This is a genomic window from Methanolacinia paynteri (assembly GCF_000784355.1).
Classification (GTDB): Archaea; Halobacteriota; Methanomicrobia; order Methanomicrobiales; family Methanomicrobiaceae; genus Methanolacinia; species Methanolacinia paynteri.
On sequence record NZ_KN360940.1, the window covers coordinates 61243 to 86396 of the forward strand.

At 43.4% G+C, this 25154-nt stretch carries 22 protein-coding genes; 7 read left to right on the forward strand and 15 right to left on the reverse strand.

All coding sequences use genetic code 11. The features are described 5' to 3' along the window. Both METPAY_RS11300 and METPAY_RS11305 read left to right on the forward strand, forming a co-directional pair. On the forward strand, window positions 1-837 hold an 837-nt coding region (locus METPAY_RS11300), incomplete at its 5' end, for an aldo/keto reductase (RefSeq protein ID WP_048152636.1). Between the two features lie 69 nt (window positions 838-906). Next, window positions 907-1461: a flavodoxin family protein gene (locus METPAY_RS11305; RefSeq protein WP_048152638.1), complete on the forward strand. Its 555-nt coding sequence runs from the start codon at window positions 907-909 to the stop codon at window positions 1459-1461. Between the two features lie 359 nt (window positions 1462-1820). On the opposite strand, the gene METPAY_RS11310 is transcribed toward METPAY_RS11305, so the two are convergent. From METPAY_RS11310 to METPAY_RS11340, 7 genes are all read right to left on the reverse strand, one after another. Further along, window positions 1821-2423 carry a hypothetical protein gene (locus METPAY_RS11310; RefSeq protein ID WP_048152641.1) on the reverse strand — a complete coding sequence of 201 codons (603 nt, stop codon included), beginning with the start codon at window positions 2421-2423 and terminating at the stop codon, window positions 1821-1823. Window positions 2424-2548: 125 nt separating this feature from the next. Continuing rightward, complete coding sequence (locus METPAY_RS11315; protein WP_048152643.1) at window positions 2549-3310, reverse strand: hypothetical protein; 762 nt, start codon at window positions 3308-3310, stop codon at window positions 2549-2551. Window positions 3311-3532: 222 nt separating this feature from the next. Continuing rightward, window positions 3533-4150 carry a hypothetical protein gene (locus METPAY_RS11320; protein ID WP_048152645.1) on the reverse strand — a complete coding sequence of 206 codons (618 nt, stop codon included), beginning with the start codon at window positions 4148-4150 and terminating at the stop codon, window positions 3533-3535. Beyond that, complete coding sequence (locus METPAY_RS11325; protein ID WP_052418789.1) at window positions 4147-5100, reverse strand: hypothetical protein; 954 nt, start codon at window positions 5098-5100, stop codon at window positions 4147-4149. Before METPAY_RS11325 ends, METPAY_RS11320 begins: the two co-directional genes overlap by 4 nt. Continuing rightward, window positions 5093-5299, reverse strand: coding sequence for a hypothetical protein (locus METPAY_RS11330; RefSeq protein ID WP_048152647.1), 207 nt, complete (start codon window positions 5297-5299; stop codon window positions 5093-5095). The genes METPAY_RS11325 and METPAY_RS11330 overlap by 8 nt, the downstream gene beginning before the upstream one ends. A gap of 269 nt (window positions 5300-5568) precedes the next feature. After that, complete coding sequence (gene putP, locus METPAY_RS11335) at window positions 5569-7062, reverse strand: sodium/proline symporter PutP (protein WP_048152649.1); 1494 nt, start codon at window positions 7060-7062, stop codon at window positions 5569-5571. Window positions 7063-7374: 312 nt separating this feature from the next. Beyond that, window positions 7375-8118: a hypothetical protein gene (locus METPAY_RS11340; RefSeq protein WP_048152651.1), complete on the reverse strand. Its 744-nt coding sequence runs from the start codon at window positions 8116-8118 to the stop codon at window positions 7375-7377. A gap of 336 nt (window positions 8119-8454) precedes the next feature. On the opposite strand from METPAY_RS11340, the gene METPAY_RS14340 reads away from it, so the two are divergent. Both METPAY_RS14340 and METPAY_RS14345 read left to right on the forward strand, forming a co-directional pair. Next, entirely contained in the window at window positions 8455-11046 is a 2592-nt protein-coding gene (locus tag METPAY_RS14340) for a PAS domain S-box protein (protein ID WP_052418790.1), read from the forward strand. A 228-nt stretch (window positions 11047-11274) separates the two neighbouring features. Further along, on the forward strand, window positions 11275-14187 hold the full coding sequence (locus METPAY_RS14345) for a PAS domain S-box protein (RefSeq protein WP_052418791.1): 2913 nt from the start codon (window positions 11275-11277) through the stop codon (window positions 14185-14187). Here METPAY_RS14345 and METPAY_RS14350 read toward each other — a convergent pair. The 4 genes from METPAY_RS14350 to METPAY_RS11365 all read right to left on the reverse strand — a co-directional run bounded on the left by METPAY_RS14350 (window position 14174) and on the right by METPAY_RS11365 (window position 16598). Beyond that, window positions 14174-14878 (reverse strand): hypothetical protein, encoded by a 705-nt coding sequence (locus tag METPAY_RS14350; RefSeq protein ID WP_052418792.1) that lies wholly within the window; start codon window positions 14876-14878, stop codon window positions 14174-14176. The genes METPAY_RS14345 and METPAY_RS14350 overlap by 14 nt on opposite strands. A gap of 108 nt (window positions 14879-14986) precedes the next feature. After that, window positions 14987-15580: a metallophosphoesterase family protein gene (locus tag METPAY_RS11360; RefSeq protein ID WP_052418793.1), complete on the reverse strand. Its 594-nt coding sequence runs from the start codon at window positions 15578-15580 to the stop codon at window positions 14987-14989. A gap of 256 nt (window positions 15581-15836) precedes the next feature. Continuing rightward, window positions 15837-15980 carry a hypothetical protein gene (locus tag METPAY_RS15010; RefSeq protein ID WP_157199072.1) on the reverse strand — a complete coding sequence of 48 codons (144 nt, stop codon included), beginning with the start codon at window positions 15978-15980 and terminating at the stop codon, window positions 15837-15839. Window positions 15981-16019: 39 nt separating this feature from the next. After that, a complete protein-coding gene (locus tag METPAY_RS11365; protein ID WP_048152652.1) occupies window positions 16020-16598 on the reverse strand; it encodes a TATA-box-binding protein in 579 nt (192 codons plus the stop codon). A gap of 1211 nt (window positions 16599-17809) precedes the next feature. On the opposite strand from METPAY_RS11365, the gene METPAY_RS11370 reads away from it, so the two are divergent. The 3 genes from METPAY_RS11370 to METPAY_RS11385 all read left to right on the forward strand — a co-directional run bounded on the left by METPAY_RS11370 (window position 17810) and on the right by METPAY_RS11385 (window position 20696). Beyond that, on the forward strand, window positions 17810-18469 hold the full coding sequence (locus METPAY_RS11370; protein ID WP_157199073.1) for a hypothetical protein: 660 nt from the start codon (window positions 17810-17812) through the stop codon (window positions 18467-18469). Window positions 18470-18835: 366 nt separating this feature from the next. Next, on the forward strand, window positions 18836-19669 hold the full coding sequence (locus METPAY_RS11380; RefSeq protein WP_048152658.1) for a hypothetical protein: 834 nt from the start codon (window positions 18836-18838) through the stop codon (window positions 19667-19669). Between the two features lie 16 nt (window positions 19670-19685). Beyond that, entirely contained in the window at window positions 19686-20696 is a 1011-nt protein-coding gene (locus METPAY_RS11385; protein WP_048152660.1) for a cytochrome c biogenesis protein CcdA, read from the forward strand. Between the two features lie 200 nt (window positions 20697-20896). Here the strand turns inward: METPAY_RS11385 and METPAY_RS11390 are convergent, their stop codons facing one another. From METPAY_RS11390 to METPAY_RS11405, 4 genes are all read right to left on the reverse strand, one after another. Beyond that, window positions 20897-22099, reverse strand: coding sequence for an MFS transporter (locus METPAY_RS11390; protein ID WP_048152661.1), 1203 nt, complete (start codon window positions 22097-22099; stop codon window positions 20897-20899). A gap of 281 nt (window positions 22100-22380) precedes the next feature. Beyond that, on the reverse strand, window positions 22381-23295 hold the full coding sequence (locus METPAY_RS14355) for a hypothetical protein (protein ID WP_157199074.1): 915 nt from the start codon (window positions 23293-23295) through the stop codon (window positions 22381-22383). A 119-nt stretch (window positions 23296-23414) separates the two neighbouring features. Further along, window positions 23415-24521: a hypothetical protein gene (locus METPAY_RS11400; RefSeq protein WP_048152663.1), complete on the reverse strand. Its 1107-nt coding sequence runs from the start codon at window positions 24519-24521 to the stop codon at window positions 23415-23417. Then, window positions 24518-24967: a hypothetical protein gene (locus METPAY_RS11405; protein WP_048152665.1), complete on the reverse strand. Its 450-nt coding sequence runs from the start codon at window positions 24965-24967 to the stop codon at window positions 24518-24520. The genes METPAY_RS11400 and METPAY_RS11405 overlap by 4 nt, the downstream gene beginning before the upstream one ends. Window positions 24968-25154 lie beyond the last annotated feature (187 nt).

Here is a 25154-nt window from a genome sequence, read left to right on the forward strand (position 1 = left end):
GACCTGTGGGACAATGTAAAAGAACTGGGGATAACGGATTTCCTCGACGAGGCCAAAGCCGACGGACGGATTGTGAATGCAGGTTTCTCATTCCATGGTGCCACTGAGGATTTCAGGCGTATAGTAGACGCCTACGACTGGGACTTCTGCCTGATACAGTACAACTTCCTCGACGAGAAGAACCAGGCGGGAACGGCCGGTCTCGAATACGCCGCTTCGAAGGGGCTTGCAGTTATCATCATGGAGCCGCTTCGCGGGGGGAACCTGACAAGAGTGATACCGAAGTCCGTTGAGGAGATCTGGAACGAAGCACCGGTAAAGAGGACACCGGCCGAATGGGCGCTCCGCTGGATCTGGAACCATCCCGAGGTCACTGTCGTTCTTTCGGGTATGAACGACGATGAAAATATCCGCGAGAACCTCAGGATCGCGGACGAGGCATACCCCGGTTCACTTACCGAAGAAGAGTTGCAGCTTGTAAAGAGAGTCGAAGGCAAATACCGTGAACTGATGAAAGTCGGCTGCACCGGCTGCCAGTACTGTATGCCCTGCCCGGAGGGAGTGAACATCCCGCTCTGTTTCGAGCATTACAACAACCTGAATCTCGCCGACGACCCCGACCAGGTAAAATTCATGTATGCTTCACAAATGGGCGGCGTTCTCTCCGTAGGCGAGCCGCAGTATGCATCACTGTGCATCGAATGCGGACAGTGTATCGAGAAGTGCCCACAGCATATCGATATCCCCGAAGTCCTGAAATGCGTCGTCGAGGAGATGGAAGGGCCGGGCTTTGAGGAGAGAGTTGCAGCGGCAAGAGAGATATTCAAGAAGAAATGAGGATACTGAGTCCGTAGAATTGTTGGGAGAGACAAAAGGATTTATTATTGCATGTTTTATCTATAAACTATGAAGATAATCGGTATTGCATCAAGCCCGCGAAAAGGCGGGAACAGCCAGACGCTTGTAGAGCATATACTCTCCGGTGCACGGGAAGAGGGAGCGGAGACCGAATTGATAAGGCTCTGCGAGAGAAACATCCAGCCCTGCACGGGATGCAACAGCTGCAAGGACGGGAGCGGCTGCATCATACAGGACAGCATGGAGGATCTATGCGACACTCTTGCAGAAGCGGATGCTTTGGTCTTCGGCTCCCCGATCTACTGGTCGAGGCTGAACGCACAGGCGTATCCGTTCATCGACAGGCTGTATGCCCTATTAAGACCGGACTTTTCCACAGATTTTCCCAAGGGCAAAAAGATGGCCGTTGCACTTACCTGCGGCGGAATGGAAGAGGAACAGCTGAAACCTGTAAACGACTACCTGAAATTCATCTTCGGGTTCCTTGGATTTACCGATGCAGGTTTCGTCTGGCAGAACCAGTGCTATATGCCTGACGATCTTGCGAAATATCCCGACAAGATCAAAGAGGCGGAGCAGCTGGGAAGATCCCTGGTAAAATAAACTCATTTTTTGGTTCTCCGCTAATCCGCGTAAATATTGTAGCTTCAACACTTTTGACGAACTCGAACGGCGAGCCGTAGTAAATTCATGGTGTGTACGGAGCGGAATGTACCGAAAACTAAATTCAACAGCTCAGGGGACCCTTGCCGGTCCCCGAGCGTGCCGTGAGAGAACTATCTTAAGGCAAGGCCCCTGGGCAGGGGCCGTCCGGCGGCTTTGCCGCCGGTGCCGGGGTCGCCGATTAAAGTATAGTAAGGTATGTAATACTCGGACACATGTGAGGATAAGAAAATGCGAAGCATTTTCAGATAATTTTTTACTGTCCTGACTCCTTATTCCATCCGTTTCTAATCCTCCTGTTAGGATGACCCATCACCCGAAATTCCCGCCGCCTTCCTGAAACACCAGAAGACAAGAAGCATAATCATCGTCATCTCGACAAAAAAACCGGTGTACAATATCAGCATAGGAAACAGGCTGCCGCCGGCGGTCGTATGCACCCATCCGGATGTGAATGGATCGATCGCCCACCCGACAAGTGGGATCTTGATAGAGAAATAATCGCCGTAGAGTTTACCCTCCCATACTTCCGGCGAGATAAGCAGTTTAAGGATAAAAGGTATCGAGATCAGGGGGGCAAGGGCCGCCACGAAGCCTTCGTCTTTTTCTTTGAATATTCCCGGAAAAACATTCATCGCCAATGCAACGGGATACCCGGCTGCAAATGCGATCATCGAAATCGCGGCAAATGCGAAAATAAACGGCGACGGCCCTATGGTATGCGGTTTAAAGAGCACCCATAAAATTATCGAGAGAACAAACAAGAGGGGCAAAACCAGAAGGGCGGTCTTCTTCATCGCCGGGGAAGAAATTTTTTTCAGCCCGAACCAAATGAGAAGAGAAAAAAACGACGGCCCGAGAAAAAGAACGAGAACTTCAATCACGGTCTCTTCCGCCCCCATGGATCAACCGGCCCGGAATACGATCTAAAATATATCGATGAAATCCTTAAGTCCCCCTTTTTATTCTAATTATTTTGCCGGGTGTATATATGATCTCCCTTAAATGGAACCTGAGTCACTTACTTTCAATAATCCATCATTTCAATTTCTTTACTGTAATTCTCATCTTCTTCCCTGAGCATCTCTTCTCGGCGTTCAGGAGATGCAGACTCAAATTCAGCAAACCATCTGTCTGCTTCCAAATCTTCCTCTTCGATTTCCCTTATATATAGTCCTCTCTCATGAATTTTCCTCTTTTCTTCCTCAGGGAGGCACGAATAGCATAAAGAGTACTTGGTATATCTCTGTTTACAGGCGGGACAAAGATGCATCCCATTATGAAGAGCGAAATGGCATCGATTACATAGGACGATTGTATCACATTCGAGATCGATATAATCTGGTTCATTAACGCTCATGCCAGATTTAGCTTCTACACGTGCTTTAATCTCCAAAGAATATTGCTTAATGAACTGTTTGTAGCCATCACGGCCGAGATAATAGTCTGGCTTAGTTGCCTCTCTTTTCTCGACTTGATTAAGTATTACTTTTGTCCGGCAGTTCTTACAGGTAGTCGTAACTCTCCCTTTGACCTCCTGTGAAGAGCCACATTCGGGACAGCGAAAAATTAAAATTGTCTTTGTATTATCAACCTCTCCAGAGTCCACTTTTTCTCGGATGAGATCTTTTATTATTGGGCGCTCAATGCTCTTTTTTGCATTCCGAGTTTTATGGGTATGGTGAATTATTAAATTCTCAGCGCTTCCGCACCATGCACACTTTGCATTTTCGAGTAATTTTTCCCGTTGTTTCTTCCAGGCAGCCGAAGCCCATGGTTTCGCAGGCATTATACAAAATTGGCTTTTAATTTACAGGAATATTTACTTTCTGAATTATCTTATCTCCCTATAACTACCTTCATTTAATTTATCACTGTCATTGCTGGATTGTAATTTCCATATTCTTAATGTAGTAATTTTTACTCCAATCCCTAACACGCAGCAGAAAAGATTCTTAAAATATTAATAAAATCCGTAATGTATCCGTCTGGTACTTTTCAATATGATAGTTTATGGTATAGCTGTTATAAAAAACACAATAAAAATGCAAATGAGAGCATTTCGTATACACTCATACGAGGTGTAAATGCTATTATTTCGAATCAGATTCTGTATACGATTATTTGAAATACATTTGTCATAATCATCTCGTAAAGTGGATTCACCTGCTGCATAACTACTGAGTTCTATGATAGAAATTTTATTTTCATCAAACAGTACTTTGATTGCGAGAATCCCTCCTGAAATCAGATAAATCTCAGCACCGATATACAGAAAAAATCCTATCCAAGAAAAAATTGAGCAAGGATACTTTTCATAAAGTACCATTAATATTCCAGATGCCCCAGTTATTAAAGTAATAGCTATAGTAATTCCTATAATGCTTATTTTTGCTTTATCCTCCAATTTATCTTTTGTGTGCATTGTGTCGGCATATTGACCTTTGAGCGTATCAATGCCAATTGCATCAGAATTTTCTATGCCGTCGAGAATACTTTGAGGATATTTTTTAGATAATTTTTTATTTTTTAGATAATTGTCTATAAAAGGAAAAGCGGCATCAAATATTTGTTTTATACATCTTTTTATTTTTTCATATGCCCTTTTAACAGAAGATTCTTTGGTCATGACATTCCTCCAGTTACTAGAAACTCTGCAATGACCTTATCAATAGGGAGTTTTGCAGTGAAGATCAACCAACCCCATTCCCCTGTTGGATTTATCTCAATAAAATAATAGGTATCACCTACCAATGCAAGGTCTATTCCGCCAAAATTCAATCCCAATTTATGCATTAACTCTTTAATTTGATCTTGAACATTCAAAGGTAAATCAATAGGTGAATATTTGAGGGATTCCTTTTCGTTTTTCCTCCAGTCACCTTCAATATTAAATCCATTTTTCGTTATGCTAACAGCAAAAATAGTATCACCAATGACAGTGACGCGAATGTCCGTCTTATCATGTAAATATTCTTGAACAATTATCGGCGCAGACTGTATTTCAGCATTTAGTAATTCCTGACCATCAATCATTGTTGAGTAAGTAAACATTTCCTGTCCTTTATCGTAAAAAAGGGCTGTATCCAAAGATTTGACAATATATATCAGTTCTGGTTGAATGCTTTCCGGGAGAATATTTCCTACATATGTTTCTGGTACAGGAAAACCACATAGTCTGGCGATTTTAAGCTGATAAAGTTTATTTTCAGCACCATATATCGAAACTGGATGATTAACCCATGTCACATTATCAAATGAAATGAGATTGCGAATAAACGAACTCCATTGACTTTTAGATAGTTGTTCTTGCAGTGTGTATGGTTTTCCCATGTTCCGCAGAAAAACGGGCGCACGGAAATAAACAGATTTCAATATCCTTGGTGTTATAGTAAAAACTTGATCACCCTGCTTGATGGAGAGCGAATCATTTTGAAGAGTGTATAGTATTTTATATTCCGAAAAACGATCTCTGTTAATTCGTAAATAGTTCAAACCACGCCTTTCAAGTTCACAACAAATTAAATCCGTTGAATAATCAATCGTGCTTGAGATGATCAAATGATTAACATCATTCACCTTTTTGATCTTCTCCTGTTTCTCTGTCTTCTTTCTTTGTTAGCGGCCTACATGAATCATCGCTCAGCATCATTATTTCTCCTGTTGAGTTTTTTATCCAATAACCTTGTTTTTCTTTAAAAGTACAATCTTGCGGAATGGGATCAACAACAGACGAAGTATAGCGAGACGCTTTTTCCAATAAAATATGCTCTTTCATTTTCTTCCCTTAGCTCAATGTATTTCTATTAAGTATACCATGTATGCCAGATATTTTAACTTTTTTTATCACCATTATATGTGAATTGTACCTAACTATTTCTTGGATGACAAACATCTCAGATTCTTGAACCTTTGATATAAATTGCCTTTGAAATCTAAAAAATTCCTTATAGGATGTGTTTCTAATCATAAATATCATAGATTTTTTTTTCAAAAAGTGATGAATAAAGAAGTTTTTTGAAATAGAAATTTGGGGGAATAAATTATTCAGTCGGGACTTTCAGTCAGCTCTTTTTCCGTCTCTTCAAAGACCTTTACAATTGCCTCGTCGGGCGGAGGAGTGTGGATACTTACCACGTAGATCGCTATCATCGAGAATATGAAACCGGGAACAATCTCGTACAGGCCGAAGAATTCGAACTGCATCCATATGAGGACAGTCAGTCCTCCCACGATGATTCCCGCAAGGGCTCCCTGCAGAGTGGTTCTCTTCCAGAAGAGCGCCATAATCACGATCGGACCAAACGCCGCACCGAAGCCCGCCCATGCATACGAGACGATGTTGAACACGAAGCTGTCCGGGTTAACCGCAATCAAGATTGCACAGATCGCGACCGCAAGAACAGAGAACCTGCTTATCCAGATCAGCTGCCTGTCAGTTGCGTCGGATTTGAGATACGTCTTGTACAGATCCTGCGAGACCGCGGACGCACTCACAAGAAGCTGCGATGAGGCGGTGCTCATGATTGCCGCGAGAATTCCGCAGAATACTATTCCTGCCAAAAAGGAGAAGAAGACTTCGCCCGTCATGATCATGAAGACAGTCTCCGATTCGGAACCCCCGAGAGTCTGCGGGAGGAACACTCTCCCGATCACTCCTATAGCCACCGCCGCAAAAAGCGATATGATGACCCAGACCATCGCGACTGTTCTTGCTTCCTTTATTTCTCCGGGATTTTTGATCGCCATGAACCTGACGAGGATGTGCGGCTGCCCGAAGTAGCCGAGACCCCAGGCGAGCATGGATACGACGGCGATGATCGTAAGAGGGCTTCCGTCCGGATTGACGAACGGGTTTAAGAGTGCGGGATTGATCTGTTCGATTCCTGCAATTGCTTCTCCCGGACCCCCGAGGATTGCGAGCGCCATGATCGGGACGATGAGGAGGGCGAAGAACATCAGGCAGCCCTGGATGAAGTCCGTCAGGCACACAGCCTTGAATCCGCCGGTGAAGGTATACAGTACGACTATCAGCGATCCTATGAGAAGAGCGGTCGTATAATCTACCCCGAATACGGTATTGAACAGTTTTCCGCTGGCAACGAACTGTGCGGACGTATATATCAGGAAGAAGATCAGGATAAAAATAGCCGAGATGGCGCCGATGATATCGGAGTTGTCGCCGAACCTGTTCTTGAAAAAGTCGGGAAGGGTAAGGGAGTCGTTCGCATTTTTGGTATAGACCCTGAGCCTCTTCGCGATGAATTTCCAGTTCAGGAATGTTCCGATAATAAGCCCGATTGCGATCCATATGACCGACATTCCCGAAAGGTATGCCAGGCCGGGAACTCCTATGAGGAGCCACCCGCTCATATCTGATGCTTCAGCACTAAGCGCCGTTACAAACTTGTTTAGTCCTCTTCCCCCGAGGATATAGTCACTGACACTGTTCGTCTTTTTGTAATACAAAAAACCGATCGTGACCATTATGCCAAGATAGACGACAAAAGCCGCCAGTATTTCCAGTTCGTTGCCAACCATAAAACACTCCGTACAAAAAGATATCTGTCAATGCCTGCATTCAGAAAAGTCCGGGATTATCCTTCGTGATTTTCTTTCCCCGGTGAAAACAGTGATTTAGATGATTTCATATCTTCATTTATCCTGAAAGCCGTTCCATCCGAAATATCTTGATAATTATCGATGGAAATCCTATATATATCATAAGTACTTGGTTTTTTGGACATTACATGGATTTTTAAAAGGTTTTTACAAGATAAAATCACTAAAATCATTATTTCAACCAATCAGATATATAAAAAAAATCAATTTTTAGTTAATAACATTTCATAATTATTTAGGATGTCTTTGAAAATTATTATAATCCCTTTTTCCGATCTCTTCATCACTTAACACAAGAAAATCATACACAATTGAACTCATTTTTTTCCCCAGGGGGCCAATATCTGCTAAAGTAAAAAACCTCGAAATTGCACGTAAAAATGTTTCTAGGATTACAACGATTTCTTTTATTATTTCTGATATGTGATTATATGAGAGATCATCGGTGAGCCTTCTTTGCAAATCTTCGCGTCTAAAAAATATCTCATTTTCAATTTTTTCCCAACCTTTTTTTGGATCAGAAAACTTTGATTTTCTATCCATGATAATATCTAAATTATAATATCTTCCGCCTTGAGAAAAATTTGAAAGAACGGCGATTAAATGATTTAAATCTGGATTATCAATAATAAAATCAAGATCCTCCTTCCCAACAGGTCTTTTAGAAGAATATTTTTTTTCTTCAACAATATCAATAACTGCTTTCAATAGGTTCTCTAAATTATGACCATTACGTTTTACCCATTTTTTATGATATTTTTCAAGAATCTCAAGGTCTTCCCAATACACAATAACCATAATGCTTTTAAGGAATTTTTCAAGACCAAAAGATAATAAAAAAATTGGAGCTTCACAAAAATCATTTACTCGATCCAAACTCTGTAATTCACCAATTCCTCTTTTAAGAAAACCAATAGATGTTTCAAGTTCATTAATCAAGCATAAATGCCGTAATGTGTCAACATTAGTCACCATGGACATTCCACCTTTTATTTGTATATCGTATTTCTATCGGAACAAATCAATTTAAGATTAATCAAAATGTTTAATAGAATTCCAGATTATGGAACATATGATCATAATATCGAATATAATTGATTTGCGAAGAATTTCTTGAGAATCAGATTATATAAAAATTTTGTAGAAAGATTATTGGCAATTCTCAATGGGGAAATAAGGAAGGTATAATACATACTTACAGATTCAACAATTCAAAATGCATTGAAATATAATTATAAATAATCTTTAAGTGAATATTTGAGAAAAGGGGGTTGTTAGTTCCGGATTACAGCATGAGGGTAAGGATAATTAATGAACAGGGACGGTGAATATGCATTTGACAGCAGAATCGCTCCTGCGCTGATAATAGTCACAACCCTTCTCTCAGTTGTCATCAGTCTCCTATCCCTCTCGTCCGGCTTATATATAATATTCCAGAACCTGTTCTATATCCCGATCATCCTTGCCTGCATATTTTATCTCCGCCGGGGGCTCATTTTTTCGATAATTCTCTCATTCTCCTACTTCGTCCTGCTGATGGCATTCGCGGGAATCGGGGAACTGGAAAACGGCATCGTCAGGACTTTTATCTTTATCGCGATCGCCTCCCTCGTAACCGTTCTTATAGAAAGAATAAAAGAGACCGAGAAGAAGGTCGAAGAAAAAAATAACGAACTTGATAAAGCGAACGAAGAACTGAAGAAGAGCAGGGATCGCTATCATATGCTCTTCGAAAGTACCGGAGATGGCATATTCCTTCACGAGATCGATCAGAAGAACGGATCACCCGGACGGTTTCTTGAAGTAAACAGCAGTGCATGTGAAAGCCTCGGCTACACCCGTGACGAACTACGCCGTCTCACTGTCTTCAATATTATACCGGATAACAGTAAGGAAGAGACAAAAGAGCATATCGAAGCCCTTTACAGAAAAGGCGATCACACGTTCGAATCATCACACCTGAGGGCCGACGGGACTATATTTCCTGTCGAAGTAAATGCTCACCTAATAAAGAACGACAATAACAGTGACTACATCCTCTCGGTTGCAAGAGATATCACCCGGAGAAAAGAAGCGGAAGAGGCACTCCGGAGGAGCGAAGAGCAATACAGGGTGATATATGACAACTCCCCGATTGCAATAGAGCTGTACGACAAGGACGGCTATTTAATTCACGCGAATCCTTCCTGCCTGAAGCTTTTAGGAGTGGAAAACACAGATTTGCTCAAAAACTTTTTCATCTTCGGCGATCCCCACATCGGTGACGAACAGAAGAAAATGCTCGCCGAAGGAGAGATAGTCAGGTACGAATCGGAATTCGATTTCGAGAAGGTCAGGGATCTAAACCTGTACCCAACATCCCGGAAGGGGACGATCTGGTTAAATGTTCTCATAACACCCCTGAAGACCCCCACGAATTCGATCTCCGGGTATCTCGTACAGGTCCAGGATATAACCGACAGGAAGCTCATCGCAGAGGAACTGAGAATCTCGGAGATGAGATACCGCGACCTTGCAGACAATGCACCGATCGGAATTCTCACCTGCGACAGGAACGGCAAAATCACGTACGTGAACAACAAGGTCCCCAGGATGCTCGGCTCTCCTTCGATTGAGAAGACTATGGAGATCAATCTCCTGCAGACGGAAAATATCATAAAATCGCGACTGGCGGATACCCTGAGGAATGTGATAGAGAGCGGTGCGGATTACCCCGAATTCGAGATTGAATATACTTCGGTATGGGGAAAGAAACTCTATCTCAGGCTCCATATCTCACCTGTGCTGAACGGCGATACCCCCGAAGGTGCAAGGGTCATCATTGACGACATAACACGAAGAAGAGAGGCGGAAGAAGCCATTAAAATGAGCGAAGGACAGCTGCGTACATTTATTCAGACCATACCCGACCTCATCTGGCTCAAGGATGAGAACGGAGTATACCTCGTATGCAACCCGGAGTTCGAGCACCTCTTCGGTGCGAAAGAAAGTGAGATTAAGGGCAAAACGGACTATGATTTCCTTGAGAAGAAACAGGCTGATTTCTTCCGTGAAAAAGACAGGCAGGCGGTCGAGGCAGGGAAACCAACGGTAAACGACGAATGGATAACATTTGCCGATGACGGCCGGCTCGTATACCTTGAGACGATCAAGACTCCGGTGTACGATTCCAATGGAAATGTTACAGGCGTTCTCGGTATAGGGAGGGATATAACCGAGCGCAAGAAATCAGAAGATGCATTGAAGGAGGCAAACAGGAAGCTCAACCTGTTGTCGAGCATCACCCGCCACGACATCCTTAACCAGATCACGGGCGCTGCCGGGTACCTGGGACTGATTGAAATGGATAAGCTGGTTCCTCCCGGGACAAAGGCGGAAGATTACATCAAAAGGATCTCCGGTGCAATCGAGACAATCAAGAGGCAGATAACATTCACGGGGTATTATAAAGATCTCGGAGAACAGGCTCCCGGCTGGTTCGATGCCGGGGATCTGGTGAACAAAGTCTCAAAAACCTCATCATTCGGTGATATCGAACATAAAAATAATATTAAGAATGTGGAAATATTTGCCGACCCGCTCTTTGAGAAGGTGATCTACAACTTAATCGACAATGCGATCAAACACGGGGAGACAATAACGGAGATCTCCTTTTACACCCTGAAGACACCCGAAGAACTCATCATAGTCTGCGAGGACAACGGGGTGGGGATTCCTGCAGGTGTAAAGGAGAAGATCTTCAGGCGCGAATATTACAAGAACTCAGGGCTCGGCCTCTTTTTGTCAAGAGAGATCCTGGCGATCACCGGCCTTACTATAGAAGAGACGGGAACACCGGGAAAAGGTGCAAGATTCGAGATCCATGTTCCTAAAGGGAAATTCAGGATCAATTCAGAATTATAGGGGAGAACACAGGACGAGTTCGCGGAGAAAGCGGGTAATAACCGGCGGGACAGGTCCTGCACCTCTCTTCCCGGGGACAAAAAGTGCCGTAATGAAAACCGGATATTTCCGCCCGCATATTTTCATAAACTGCCCGAATCTGCCGGACATTTTATATATATACGTGATAAATTGCAGATCATTACGACTTAGGCGACACGAAATGCCTGCAGAATGAGGATTTTGAACATGAACGACCGCCACGAACGACACACGGGCCGGAAGAAAACGGAGGAGGGCCCGGGGGAGAACAGCGAGAAATTCCGCAACCTCTTCGACTCGATGCCGGAAGGATTCGCCTATTGCAGGATGCTGTACGACCGGGAGGGAAAACCTGTCGACTGGGTTTATATCTCCGTAAATCCGGCATTCGAGGAGATAACCGGCCTGAAAAACATAACAGGCATGAAGGTCACCAGTGCGATCAGGGGCATCATGGAGGGATACCCGGAACTTTTCGAGATCTACGGCAGGGTTGCGGAAACAGGTATACCCGAAAAGTTCGAGATCGACTTTGCACCTGTTTCAAAGAAGCTCAGGATCTCCGTATACTCCCCGGAGAAGGAATATTTCGCAGTCGTCTTCGAGGATATCACCAGGCTTGGAATAGCCGAAGAAGAACAGAAGAAGATCAGGTCCTGGCAGGCGGGCGTGAACAGAATTCTCGGGTCCGTTCTCTCCCCCGCACCGCTCGACCGAAAACTGAAGATCATCACCGACGGCGTTGTCGAAACCTTCGGTGCGGAATTCTGCCGGATCTGGCTTATCGAAGAAGGCGACCTCTGCGAGAAGGGGTGCATTCACGCGGGAATCACCGAAGGGCCGTATGCATGCCGCTCGCACGAAAAATGCCTCCACCTTGAGGCGAGTTCTGGCAGGTATACCCGTATCAACGGAAAGCTTCACCGCCGCATACCCCTTGGCTCCTACAAGGTAGGACAGATCGCCTCGGGCGACGAGATCTCATTTCTCACAAACGACGTGCAGAACGATCCGCAGATCGAGGACCATGAATGGGCCGGAAAACTTGGACTCGTCTCTTTTGCAGGCTACAGGTTGAAACCCCGGGACAGCGAGGTCATGGGCGTATTCGCACTTTTTGCGAAATTCGAGATCTCCCCTGACATGGACGCCATCCTGAAGGGACTGAGCCGGGCGATTGCACTCCTCATCAAAAAAGAGATTGCCGAAGAGACGGTACGAAAATCCAGGGACTACTTCCTGAAGCTCTTCGACGATTTCCCTAATCCGATCTGGAGAGCCGGCACTGACGCGAAATGCAATTATTTCAATAAAGAATGGCTTGCATTCACCGGCAGAACGGCCGAACAGGAGATGGGCGACGGGTGGACCGAAGGCATTCACCCCGACGACCTCGATCGTTGCGTGGAGATCTACACCTCCTCTTTTCAGGCACGCAAACCCTTCGAGATGGAGTACCGCCTCAGGTACAACGACGGCTCCTACCACTGGCTTTTCGATAGCGGAAAACCGTTCTACGACCTTAACGGGAGCTTTGCAGGGTACATCGGTTCGTGTTACGACATCAACGAACGAAAACTGGCCGAAGAGGCAATCCGGACATCGGTGGAGCTGAACCACCTGATCGATACGATGTCCGTTGCGGACAGCATGAAGTATACGCTCGACGTGGCCGAGCGCCTTACAGACAGCAGGATCGGATTCTTTCATTTCGTCAATCCCGGCGAGGAGACGATCCGGCCGGTCACGTGGTCGACGGGAACACTCAAAATCTGCAATGTCACGAATGGACCGGAGACGGAGTACCCCTTATCCGAATCGGGTGTATGGGTGGACGCCTTACGGGAACGAAAGCCCGTAATCCACAACGATTATGAATCCCTGCCAAAAAAGAAAGGGCTCCCCGGAGGGCATGTCCCGGTGACAAGAGAGCTTGTGGTTCCCATCTTTGATGAAAACAGGATCGTCGCCGTCATCGGCGTGGGAAACAAGGCGACGAATTACGACGACCAGGACACCTCTGTTTTGTCCCTGCTCGCGAAGAACGTGTGGATGCTGATCCGGCGCAAAAACGACGAAGATGCACTCAGGGAGAGCGAACAGAAGTTTAGGGACATATTCGAGAATGCAAATGATGCGATAGAGATTATCGCGATAGGGGAGAACGGGTCTCCGGCGAACTATATCGACATAAACGACGTCGCCTGCCGGATGTCCGGCTACACCAAGGAAGAACTGCTGAAGATAGGTCCGATTAAGTTAAGCACGGGAAAATTCAACAGGCCGTTTGAAGAGATCATGACCGAACTCCATTCGGCCGGACACGTGAGGTTCGAGACCGAACACTATAGAAAAGACGGCACGGCGATCCCGCTGGAGATCAACTCCCATATCGTCACTCTCACGGGAAAGAAGGTGATCCTGGCAGTCACCCGCGATATCACCGAACGGAAACGTGCGGAGGAGGCGGTGAAGGAGGCAAACAACAAACTCAATATGCTCTCTTCTATTACAAGGCACGATATTCTGAACATGATTATGGTTATCAACGGTTATCTCGATCTTTCGAAGGAGCTTGAGACCGATCCTTCTCTCCAGGAGTACATACTGAAGGAGAAGGACGCGGTGGATGCGATCCAGCACCAGATCGAGTTCACGAGATATTACCAGGATATCGGGGTCGAGGAGCCGGGATGGCAGGATGCAGGGGAGATCGTCGGCGAGGCGGAGAGACAGCTCGACATGGACGGCATCGCTGTCGATAATTCTTTGAAAGGGCTGGAGATATTCGCCGATCCTCTCGCAGGGAAGGTCTTCTATAATCTTATGGAGAACTCCCTCCGCCACGGGGAGCACATAACCTCGATCGGGCTCTCATACTCGGAGACCGCCGACGGGGTCACGATATCATACCGCGACAACGGCGTCGGCATCAGCGAGGAGGACAAAAAGAAACTTTTCACGAGAGGGTTCGGGAAGAATACCGGACTCGGGCTGTTCCTCTCAAGAGAGATCCTCTCGATCACGGGAATAACGATCGAAGAGAACGGCGAGCCGGGGAAGGGCGTGAACTTCGAGATCAAAGTTCCCGGGGGAAAGTTCAGGATTAAGTCTTCTTAAGTGCGGTGACAACTCCGTGACAGGTGCAGGCCGTTCCCACAAGGACTGAATCCTTCCTGCACGCTTTTTTTATCACATCAGTTAGATCGGAATAGTCGATATAGCCGAGGCCGGGACAAAGCTGCCGGCTTTCGATTACGAATGAGGCAGGCAGCCCGGGCTTCCTGTCACCGGAGAGACAATTTTCAAGAGTCTCCCATAACGGTACATCACGCCTTTCTTTTGTCACCGGACAGATCTTCGGCGAAGAACAAAGTGGAAGGCACGGTTCCTTTTTGTTCAGGGTGCAGTAGATATCTGCATCTTTTTTCCCGGCAATGAGTTCTTCGGGGATTGAACCGGCTGCTGCTTCCGCTCTCTCCGGGTCGGGAACGAATCCGCATAGTTCGGATATGATCCCTGCTGCGATATGAACCGGAGCGGTCGGAAAGATCCTTGCTTTCATATATTCTCCCGGACCGGAATTTTCTGAAGATCCCGCGACGAACCCGGCGGCGGTCTCGACGCTCCCTTTTATGAAGACAGATCCCTCTTCCGGGAGGGTATCATCCCCGGAGATCTCCGGGAGACGGAATTCTTTTTGCACGATGCAGCCGGGATCTTCATCGATTACCACGATTAATCTGCCATCGTCCCGGATCTTTTCAAGTGCCAGTTTCCCGTAAGTGCCTCCGCCGATAATGAGATCCATGATTATTTTTCTATCTGTCTCTCCTGTCTTTTTTGAGTTTTGATTTTGGATTTTCGGAATAATAATACAAACTTTTGAGAAAAAATACAATTGGAAAAACGGAATAATTCATAGGGATTGTCGATTGTCTCCGTAATTTTTGCTCTCTTGAATAATAGTATAAATTTCCTCCATACTGATAGGTGTGTAATTGATGACTTCTACGCTGACATTTATTCTCTTTCTGTAGATATCGACAAATGGCGAATTGATGTGTGTGTGTCCATGAATTATCCAATCTCCATCAAACCATCTTGTGTCCCGGCTATCTGGATCATGAATGGCTAAAAATTTCATATCCCGATATTGTATAATGAATTGTTTGTTCCACTGTTTATTGTCATGATTCCCTTTGGCAAGTGTGATCTTTCCATTTAATTTTTTGAAATACCTGAAATCTCCGAAATCGCCCAAACAAAATACTCGATCATAGTGACCAATGTGATAATTCCAATTCGAAATAAGACGCTGATGCATAATTTTAATGTTTTTAAATTCAGGACGACACCAATTAATAATATTTCTATGGCCAAAGTGCATATCAGAGATAAACCAAACGCGGTCCCCATTAATAACTTTGATTGGGTTTTCAAATTTAATTATTCGGTTTCCAATAAATGTTTTGTAAAAAAAGTGTCTGATTTTTTGAGGAAAGCGATACATATAGCATTTTTTTATTTATACAAGGCAAAAAGGTTTCCAGTATGAAATAGACTGAATCAAGTTTAGATAAATTAATAAAAAAAATTTACCCTGGAGAAAACCCCATCTTAAATTCGCAAACTTGCGTTTTTGTTTAATTTACTGAATATATAAGGAATAAAATATTGGATTTTTTCAAGGCAAAAACACTAATTAAGGTATTTGAATCCATTAACATCTGCATGGCCTGTTTCTTTCCACTACACACAATCACTAATTATTCCCCGATCTCAACCATGACATCATACTCCGCCCCATCATCAACTAAATGAACGATCATATCCTCCCGTGGAACACCATAGACAGTAACGGACCTGACAACACATCCCTTTCCCAAATTTTTAACCGTAATACGATACACAATTGAGTGATAACGGTAATCTATCTTGTATAAATCTCATTATTTTTCAGATGGAACAGATTTAGGACCTACAATACTGAGTTTTTCCCTGAGAATTCCGACACTCCTTTTAACATCCTCAATGTTCTTTCCGCCTGTTATAATGATCTTTCCTGACCCGAAGAGAAGAAATACTATATTTGGTTCAAAAATTCGTAAAACAAGTCCGGGGAAGACTTCCGGCTCATATTCTACACTTTCACTGTCCATTAACGTTACTACAACTCTGTTGAGGTTGAGTGCATATCCAAGATCATACGAGCAAACCATATTGGTGACCGCGATCTGCGGTTCATCAAAGCAGGTTACTCCTGCCTCCTTCAGGTCGTTCTGAAGAGTTTGAAGGATTATCGAAAGATCTTCATTGTTCCTGACCCCGGTGAGAACGACCTTGCCTGACGCAAAGATAAGAGCAGCGGCTTTAGGATTTTTCAGGTGATAAACCGCTCCCGGGAACTTTTTTTTGTTGAATGTGCAGTTCGGGAGAGTCTTTGCAATGAACTCCGGATCGATGGAGTCTGCAATTGATCCCGTAGCGACGATATTTTCAATTCTTAATGAACTATAATCCTCCTTCATATCTTCAACATAGGTAATGGAATCTATATCTGATTTTGGCGATAATGAGAAATATCATCATTACGGCTGCATTGGAAACAACAAAGAATAGTGAATGATCCCTGAAAACGGTATGGAACTTATAGTAACTTTTCCAACCGACAAGTGAATACACCTATTTTCATGAGATGGGCGATACCTAAAAAACGGCAATTTGGGCTTATTTTCGCATTTAAGGGGGCATTTTGAAGACCCGTTTTGGAAAACGCCAATATGGAGTTATTTAAGCGATTAAAGCCAGTATTGCATCGATATAACGGCCCGTATTTGCCCTCTTTTTTTTGGACGATGTCTATATCGAACAGAGAAGAGATAATGGATTCTGGAGCTTCTGTGTGGATGCTAAAATCGGCAATTTGGCCTTATTTTCGTCCTATTTAAGTTTTACTTTACAATTTATTAATTTTGAAACAACTATATACTAGACAAAATCTTAACTGAATACTTTTTGTATTTAGATTCATTATCAAAATCATTATTTTTTCTCCGTCATCTATAGCATAACGATCGAACTTCAAAGATCAATTTTTCACTGGGTATCTACAAAGTCATAAATTCAGATCTTGAACAGGTATATCAAAAAATTCCTGAAAAATAAGAGAAAAGTTCTAAATTTTCCTCTTAAAACTCATTAATCAATTATTTAGCAATTTCTGCAAAAATTTTTTTAATGTCGATAGCGCAAAGAAAAATTTCCAGACATCTGATGGAGTATTAATGCAAAGAACGAAAGTTTTAATTTATCTGTTAGCATCACCATTGAAAATCATCTCGAAATAAATTTTTCTCGGACAATTCTCATCATTTGTTCAAGAGTATGGTGAAAGTCATTATATATGCATTAACCATAGAGACTAACTTGGGGGCTAGGTGGAGCGAAAAATTCTCCATCGAACCTTTCCTGAAAAATTAACCGGCTGGATTTATGATGGGATTACAAGTCAGATTGTTCAATCAAGGTCTTTCCCTGATAATCCACCAACAAATGCAACCGGCATTAACATTTGTCAGCATTAACGCAGATTAAAGTTTGTATACCGGTTGTTGTAAGTCAGGAGATATTTTATCTCTGAAACGAAACCGTGATTGAAAAGGAGTCTTAAAGCAACAGAAAATAGTTCAAATCCTAAACAACTCCTTTTTCCGGTTTTAAATGAATGAAGGTGAAAAGAATGAAAAAATTTATCTTAAAAATTCCTAGCCTGCTACTTGTTATGATGCTGCTATTAGTAGTTGGAATAACTCCTGCAATGGCTTGTGAACCGGGAACTGCATGTTATAGTGCCAGTAATAATGCCATTGATACAAAACCAGTAGTTACAGAATTAGCTATACAGGATCAGATAAGTTATATTGATGAAGCGAATCTGAATGAAAAATTCAAAACATTAGAATTTGAATTACTGAAAAAAGGATATACAGCACAACATATAGAAGCATTCAAAGCCCAAGTACCAAATCAAGATGGCAATATTGACGATTTTGCAGTAGTAGCTGCTGTTTATGGAATAAAGGATGAGGATCAGAAATCAATCCTGTTCATTAAAAATGAAAAAACAGGAGTTACTACTACAATATTGATAAAGGGTGATGCTTTAGCTGATAGCAAGGGTATTTCAATGTGTGTTATTTCAGCAGCTGCATGTATTGTTGGGTGTGCAACGTGCGCAGGACTTTGTGCGGCGGAAGCAGTGGCCTCAGATGATGGATATGCCTGCACTTTATGCATGGTAGGAGCATGTAGTCTTACCTGTTTTGCAGCAATTTGTACATGCGCAGATGCCTGTTGTGAGGCTGGAAATCAATGGTGTTGTGACCATAAATGTCCTTGATTTAGGTGTTATTAATCATGAATTATCAAAGAAAAACCATTTTTTTCATTATTGTTCTGGCTACGGGGCTTCTCTGTGTAACCGGAGGCATTATCGAAGCAATGTCAAATTTTATCGATTCTTTATACATCATAATGGTTGGAATTGGTATAATACTGCTTAATTTTGGTATCACTGAAAGTCGTAAAAAATTATCAAAATATTTACTAATTCTTTCTTTCTTATCATACAGTTTTGCTTTTTTCGCATTTAGTTATTCATCATATAAAGTAAACCATCAAATTACAGCACTTGTATTTACACTATCAGGTATATTATTACTAATTTTTACTCTGAATTTTTCTCTTAAAAGAGGTGAAGTTAATTATGAAAATCTACACTAAAATAGCATTAATTGCCATATTTGGACTATTTATTCTAAGCATAGGCTTGATTAGTATACAGTCAACTGACAGTCCTATATCATATCAAGATTCATTCTTAAAATACGACATACAGGATAATCAGGAATATGATTATGAGATAAATATTTCATCAAAAGAGCAATCACTAAATGTATTAAAAAATCTTGAAATGTCTGTTGATAAGGCAGAAAATGAAGACATTTACGAAAAGTATGTTTTAACCACAGCTAGTTCAGCAGAAGTTGAAAATAGTTATATCATCCAAAGAACAGATCAGGGGAAAATTATAGATATTAATTCAAAAACACCAATTATTCCAGAAGTCCAACCTGAATTCCCAAATTTGTTAGAATTTCCTGAAAAAACAGTTGAACCAGGCATGGAATGGACAACGGTATTTGATAAGTCTGGTGATTCTATAACGAAAAATGGAACAATAAAATATGAGGCCACCGGAACTTCTGATTTTGAAATTATTGGCAAAAAAGTAATTATAACCGAATCTGGCAATTTTGATTGTGTTGGAATTAAGCAAACAGTAAATTATTCGATAAAAGAATCCATAGTATCTAAAAATGAGACACTTAATTCTGAAAAATATGGTTATTACACAGGTGAAAATTGGATTAATCTAGAAAATGGAATTTTAATTAGGTCATCATTTAATCATCATAGAGTAATAAGTGCAGATCTATCAGAATCTTATCAAGGATTTTTTGGTTTTGAAAAAATATATCGTGAGGTTCCTATTGACTTCCAGATTGTAACAGAATTGACAGAAGTTAGAAACAATTAATGGAACAGTATTGGTTATGATTGAAAAAAAAAAATATTTACTCATTCTCTGTATTTTATCATCCTATATAATAATTGCATCAGCAAATACATCTACAATTCCAATCCAATATTTTCACCAACAAAATTGTCCCGATTGCGAAAAAACAGATCCTCTTATTGCTGAATTTGCTAATTCATACAATGATACAATAATTGAATGGATCGATACAAGTACACTGGATGGCTATAATAGATGGAAAAAATTTGGTTTTTTCGAAGTTCCTGCAATTGTGATAAATAACGAAATTAAAATTCCTAAAAATGAAATAACAAAGGAAAACCTTAGAGAAAAAATTAATTCTCTACAAATTGAACAATCAAATGAAAATACCAATACGAGCACTATACAACCTAACCTGAGTATTCCCGTGGCTTACTCTTTAGGATTATTCGCAGGATTTTCCCCATGTTTGATGGCGATATTAGGATTTATTTTCACCATTACAGCAAGTAAAAGTAAGGGTGTCCAATCAGGAATATGCATGGCAATTATGTTTGGTTTCGGGCTGATAACTGCATATATCATAATAGGCACTGCCATAATTTTTTCTCTTGGATCATTTGATGATACCAGATGGCTATCCATAATCGCAGGCTTGATTTCTCTAATATTTGGCTTAAATCTTATTGGGATTATTAAAACACCATCTTCTATAGATACATACTTCCATAATAAATCCAAACAATATATAGGTAGTTGGACTGGTCTCTTTGGACTGGGTCTTTTATTCTCAGTTGTAAAGGTTCCTTGTTCCGCACCAATGTTATTAGTACTCATTGAGCAAATGTTCAATAGCAGTTCGATTTCAGCATTAACACAACTCCTTACGTTTTGTGGAGGAATTCTTACTCCATTCCTTGCAATTGGTATAATTGGGGGCGCAACGTTGACTCAGAAAGTTCGCAATTACAGAATACAAATTCAAATAATCAGTGGAATTTTTCTGCTGATATTTGGAATATGGATAATATTTTTTAATTTATAATAACTATTCAAGCTTAGTATAATCTACAAATCTGTAAACCGAAGTCATTTATGTATTATCGAAAAGGCACTACGGGAAGTTTTGCTCAGATCGATCAAAAATTGAACTATTAATCTATATTATGATTGCCACCTCTTCTCTGCCGACGGACAAAAGGCATGTGAGTTATACAATCTGCTTCCGTCACCCCGGCTTTAATTTCAGTTTCCGGTCCGGTCACGAACAGAGAGAATAAAGAATCCGCAAACCACAACGGCGATCAAAAGACTCGAAAAGAATCCTGCAACATAGCCGCTGCCTGCCACGATGACACCTGTTACGATTGGGCCAGCCGAATGCCCGATGTCCATGACGGATGAGAGTGCTCCCATCGAGGCACCCATCTGCCCCTTTTCTGCGACATCCGCGATATATGCACTGGTCGCAACAGTGGAGAGCGAGATCCCGAGACCGATTAGTGAACTCACGAGAAGGAATACGGCGAAGGATGACGCAAACGGAATGGCGGCAGTTGAAATCCCGAGAACGAGGAGCCCGGTGACAATCTGAATTCTCTTGTCGATCCTGTCGGCGATCCTGCCGAAGAACGGTTTTGTCGCGGCGATGACCAAAGTCTGGACGGCAAAGAGGGCTCCGATCAGGTATGCACCAATTCCCTGCGATAAAAGAACGAGCGGGAAGAACGTCTCGAACGAACCGAAGGCGAAATAAGTTGCCATATCCACAAATGCCGTCGCACGGAGTTTACGTTCCGAGAAGAACATGACGAAACTGCTGCGAAATGACGAGAACGGTACGAAGGCGAGAGTTCCATGCTTCTCCTCCTTAAACATGAGAATCAAAATAAGAACGGGCAGGGCGGCGAGTGCCGCGACTATGTACACTATCCGGTAAGGGATAAGCCCGGGGTACATAACGAACAACGAGATGACAAAACCACCGACAACCGGAGCCAGGGTTCTGCCGATGAGGGTTGCAGAAGAGTACTGCCCGAGCATCTCGCCCTTGTTATCCGGAAAACGTTCGGCTATGATCGCTGAGACAACCGGGCCGAGGATTGCGGTGGCCGTCCCGTGGAAGAACCGGATCGGGATCAGCCAGAACGGATTGTTTATGATAAGGTAGAGCAATGGTGCGGAGAGGAATACCAGACCGGATACGATAAGCAGTCTCCTTCTTCCAAGATGATCCGAGATAACTCCTACGGGAAATGAAAAGAGAATTCCCGCGAGGGGGGATACCGCTGCGATCAGGCCGATTACGGCATCCCCGGCGCCCAAGGCCTGCGAAAAGAGCGGGAGCACGGGATTTTTGGATATTGTCGTCGAGAATATTGCGAAAAATCCGAGCATAAAGAGAAAATAGACCATCCGCCTGCCGGGCAGGGAAGAATTAGAGGACATATATCGCACCTTAAGGATCTATTTTAACGGAGTGAGCCGAAAAAGGTATTGATATTCGCCGTTGTCGTCCTAAAATAAAAAATGATGACCGGTATTGATGCGTAACATTGTATCTTCAGCGAAGCGGAAAAAACAGAAACAAAAAAAGAGGAATGATCAGGCATTACTAAGTATTGTAAATGCCCCTGACAGGTATTTCCGGATCGTTTTCCCGGATGTGGTATGTTTTGATATGCCACAACTTTTCACCTGTTCTTTGATTATACTCCTTTCCAGTGATTTCAATAAACTGAAACCCGGAACGGAATTATGGTATAAGTATCACTGTTATATGATCCGCCGCTTGCCTCCTGGCTGTTGAATGCATCAACGAGTGCATCAGCAGCATCTACGCCGTCCAGTCTTCCGTAACCGAAGATTTTGAAGACATTTATACCGTTGTTCTGTTTCACGTTGCGAACATAATCCCCGGCGACAACGAAGTCGAACTGATCGTCCATCATCGGGTGTTCAACGACGAGATAATTCTGACCTTCCGGGAGTTCTGCGGACATTGCCGCATCGGCATCAAACGTAAACGATGCATCGATGTTTACCGGTACCTTTGTCGTATTGAAATAAGAGTCGCCGAAGATCCAGATCTGAACTTCAGTAGGAACTCCTTCCGCAAACCCTGTAATCGAAAAAGGCTGCCCTTTTACAACATTTGCAGGAGAGATCTCCGCGGTGATGAAGGGTTTTTTGAGTATAATACTGGTCATGTTATAGTTCGTCGAGTTATCGAACCGGTTCTTCGCCGTGGGGCTGCTCACGACATAGAGAGTATAAGACCCTGCATCAAGGTTAAGATTGGCAGTGTAAAACGAATATTCCCAGGTGTTATTAGGTCCTGTTTCCACAACCGTAAATGAGTCCGGGTCTCCGTTGAACACTGCATCGTCCGGCGATTCAAGGTTGACACCTCCCGCCGGGAGGTTAGGACCTGTCAGGAAAAGGTACACGGAATCTGCACCTGAACCCTGGCCTCGCAGGACCACTTTTTCTCCAAGATAATAGGACTGGTCGCCATCTGCAGAGATGGTGACCCCCGTATCTGTTGCTGCGCCTAAAACAGGGACGACTACCGTCCCGACGATGAGAACAAGAAGGATTGCCGTTCTCATCGCAAACTTTTGTCTACTACCATGTAGTATCATATGTAAATATATCAATATTTACAATATAAATTGTTTCCTATGATATTTGTGATTTTATGTTCCGCTATAAGCCCCTCCATGATACGGGCAGGAAAAAGATTATAGGCAGTATTCCGGTTCTAAGATCTATATTCCTGCCTGCTCTTTGCAGAATTATAAAGATCCAGCACTGCAATTCCTCCGACTGTCGCCATAACAAACGCAACGCTGAATAGTATGAAATCATAGAAGATACCGATGGCAGTCCATGTAGCAGAGGGTCTATAACTGATGACCTCCAGTGGTGCGAGCATACCATGTGCCGCTTCAACGAGCATGTATACAAGAAACACGCCGAATACTAGAACTCCAATGAAGACAACACAGGCAGCTGCCTCAACACGGATCTTTTTCATCAGGGCAAACGATCCCGCAACAGCCTCACGGAGTGTCTTTTGTTCAAGAACAATCAGCGGCACGACAAACAGGGTCAGGATCAGAAGGAGCAGGTTGATCGCCGAAATGATCAGGGTGTCCACTAACCCCGGATATATCCAGAACAAAACCGATCGTCCTCCATAACCCGGGATCTCGGTAAAGAGGTCCCACCGGAGAGAGAGGTTGAAGGGGAACTGGCTGAGCGTGCTGAAAAGGAAATTATAGAAATACCCGAATAAATTGAATTTAGAGAGCTCATGCGGCCACCAAAGCAGTGACCGTAAAGTAAAAATCTCGACGAGAAGCATACCTGCGAATGCCAGAATAAAAGACCACAGGAAGATTGGCTTCAGGTATTTTTTCGCTCCTGCAAGCCCGGCAAAAAACGAAGACGAGACTCCTTTCTTTTGCGGGATGCTCAGGAAGAGGCCGGCCAGCAGGAACACCAGGCAGAACATTGTTGCAAACTCAATAAAAAACACCAGGACTTTATTCATTATACCAAGCTGCAAGTCAGTGTTCCAGAGGATGAAGTAACGTGAAGACTGGCCGATTGTATTCCCGGCCAGCACAAGCCCGGCGAGAGCCGCAAACCAGAGGAGCTGCCTGTTCTGGTTCAGTGTCTTCATCCCCGACAGGGCCGCTCCTATTCCTCTTCGGACAGATCCGGATATCCCGCCTCCGCCATCCGGGCTCCCAACATAAACCGGTTCGTGCTTATCTTCAAAATCCGTCTGCGAGGTGCAGACCACTGGCTGCTTCGGGCACAGGCCGAACCGGTGTTCGGTAATTTCAGGTTCGCAGGTCATACCTGATCCTCCCGGATCTTTGCGAGAAGTTCATCTGCCATCTCTGTCGGGTCCTGGACCTTTTCGATCGAAATCCCCAGCTCAGATGCAAGATCCCAGATAAACTCGATGCACTTCGTGTACTCGTCACAGGACCCGCAGTCGCCTTCATGCTCGTACCAGACCTGCATGCCGTGCTTCTCCGAGACAAATATATAGGCACTGGTCCGGAACGGGACCGACCATCCGGACAGGATGCCACGTTCTGCATCGATATTTTTGATCTGGATCCGGTTCGCCTGCGCCATCTCCCTGAGTGATGCATCTATCTTCCTGTCCATCGTGCGGAGGGCCTGGGATACTCCCTGCCTTGTGATGCCCAGCTCGTTTGCAATGGAAATATTCTGCATCCCGCTGCGACGCATCTTCCAGAACACAAATTGTTTCTCGTTCGTGGGGAGGAACATAAGTAAATATATCAACATTTACAATATAAAAATATTGAGTTCTTTTTTGGTATGATTCCTGAAACTTTTTGAGGTTAGTGTGCTTATTAATGCACTGCTTTTTTTTGGGGGGAGGCGCAGGAAGAAACGGAAATGACAGGGCTGGATTTATTTAGCAGGATGAGGATATTGATCAGGAATTTGCCGG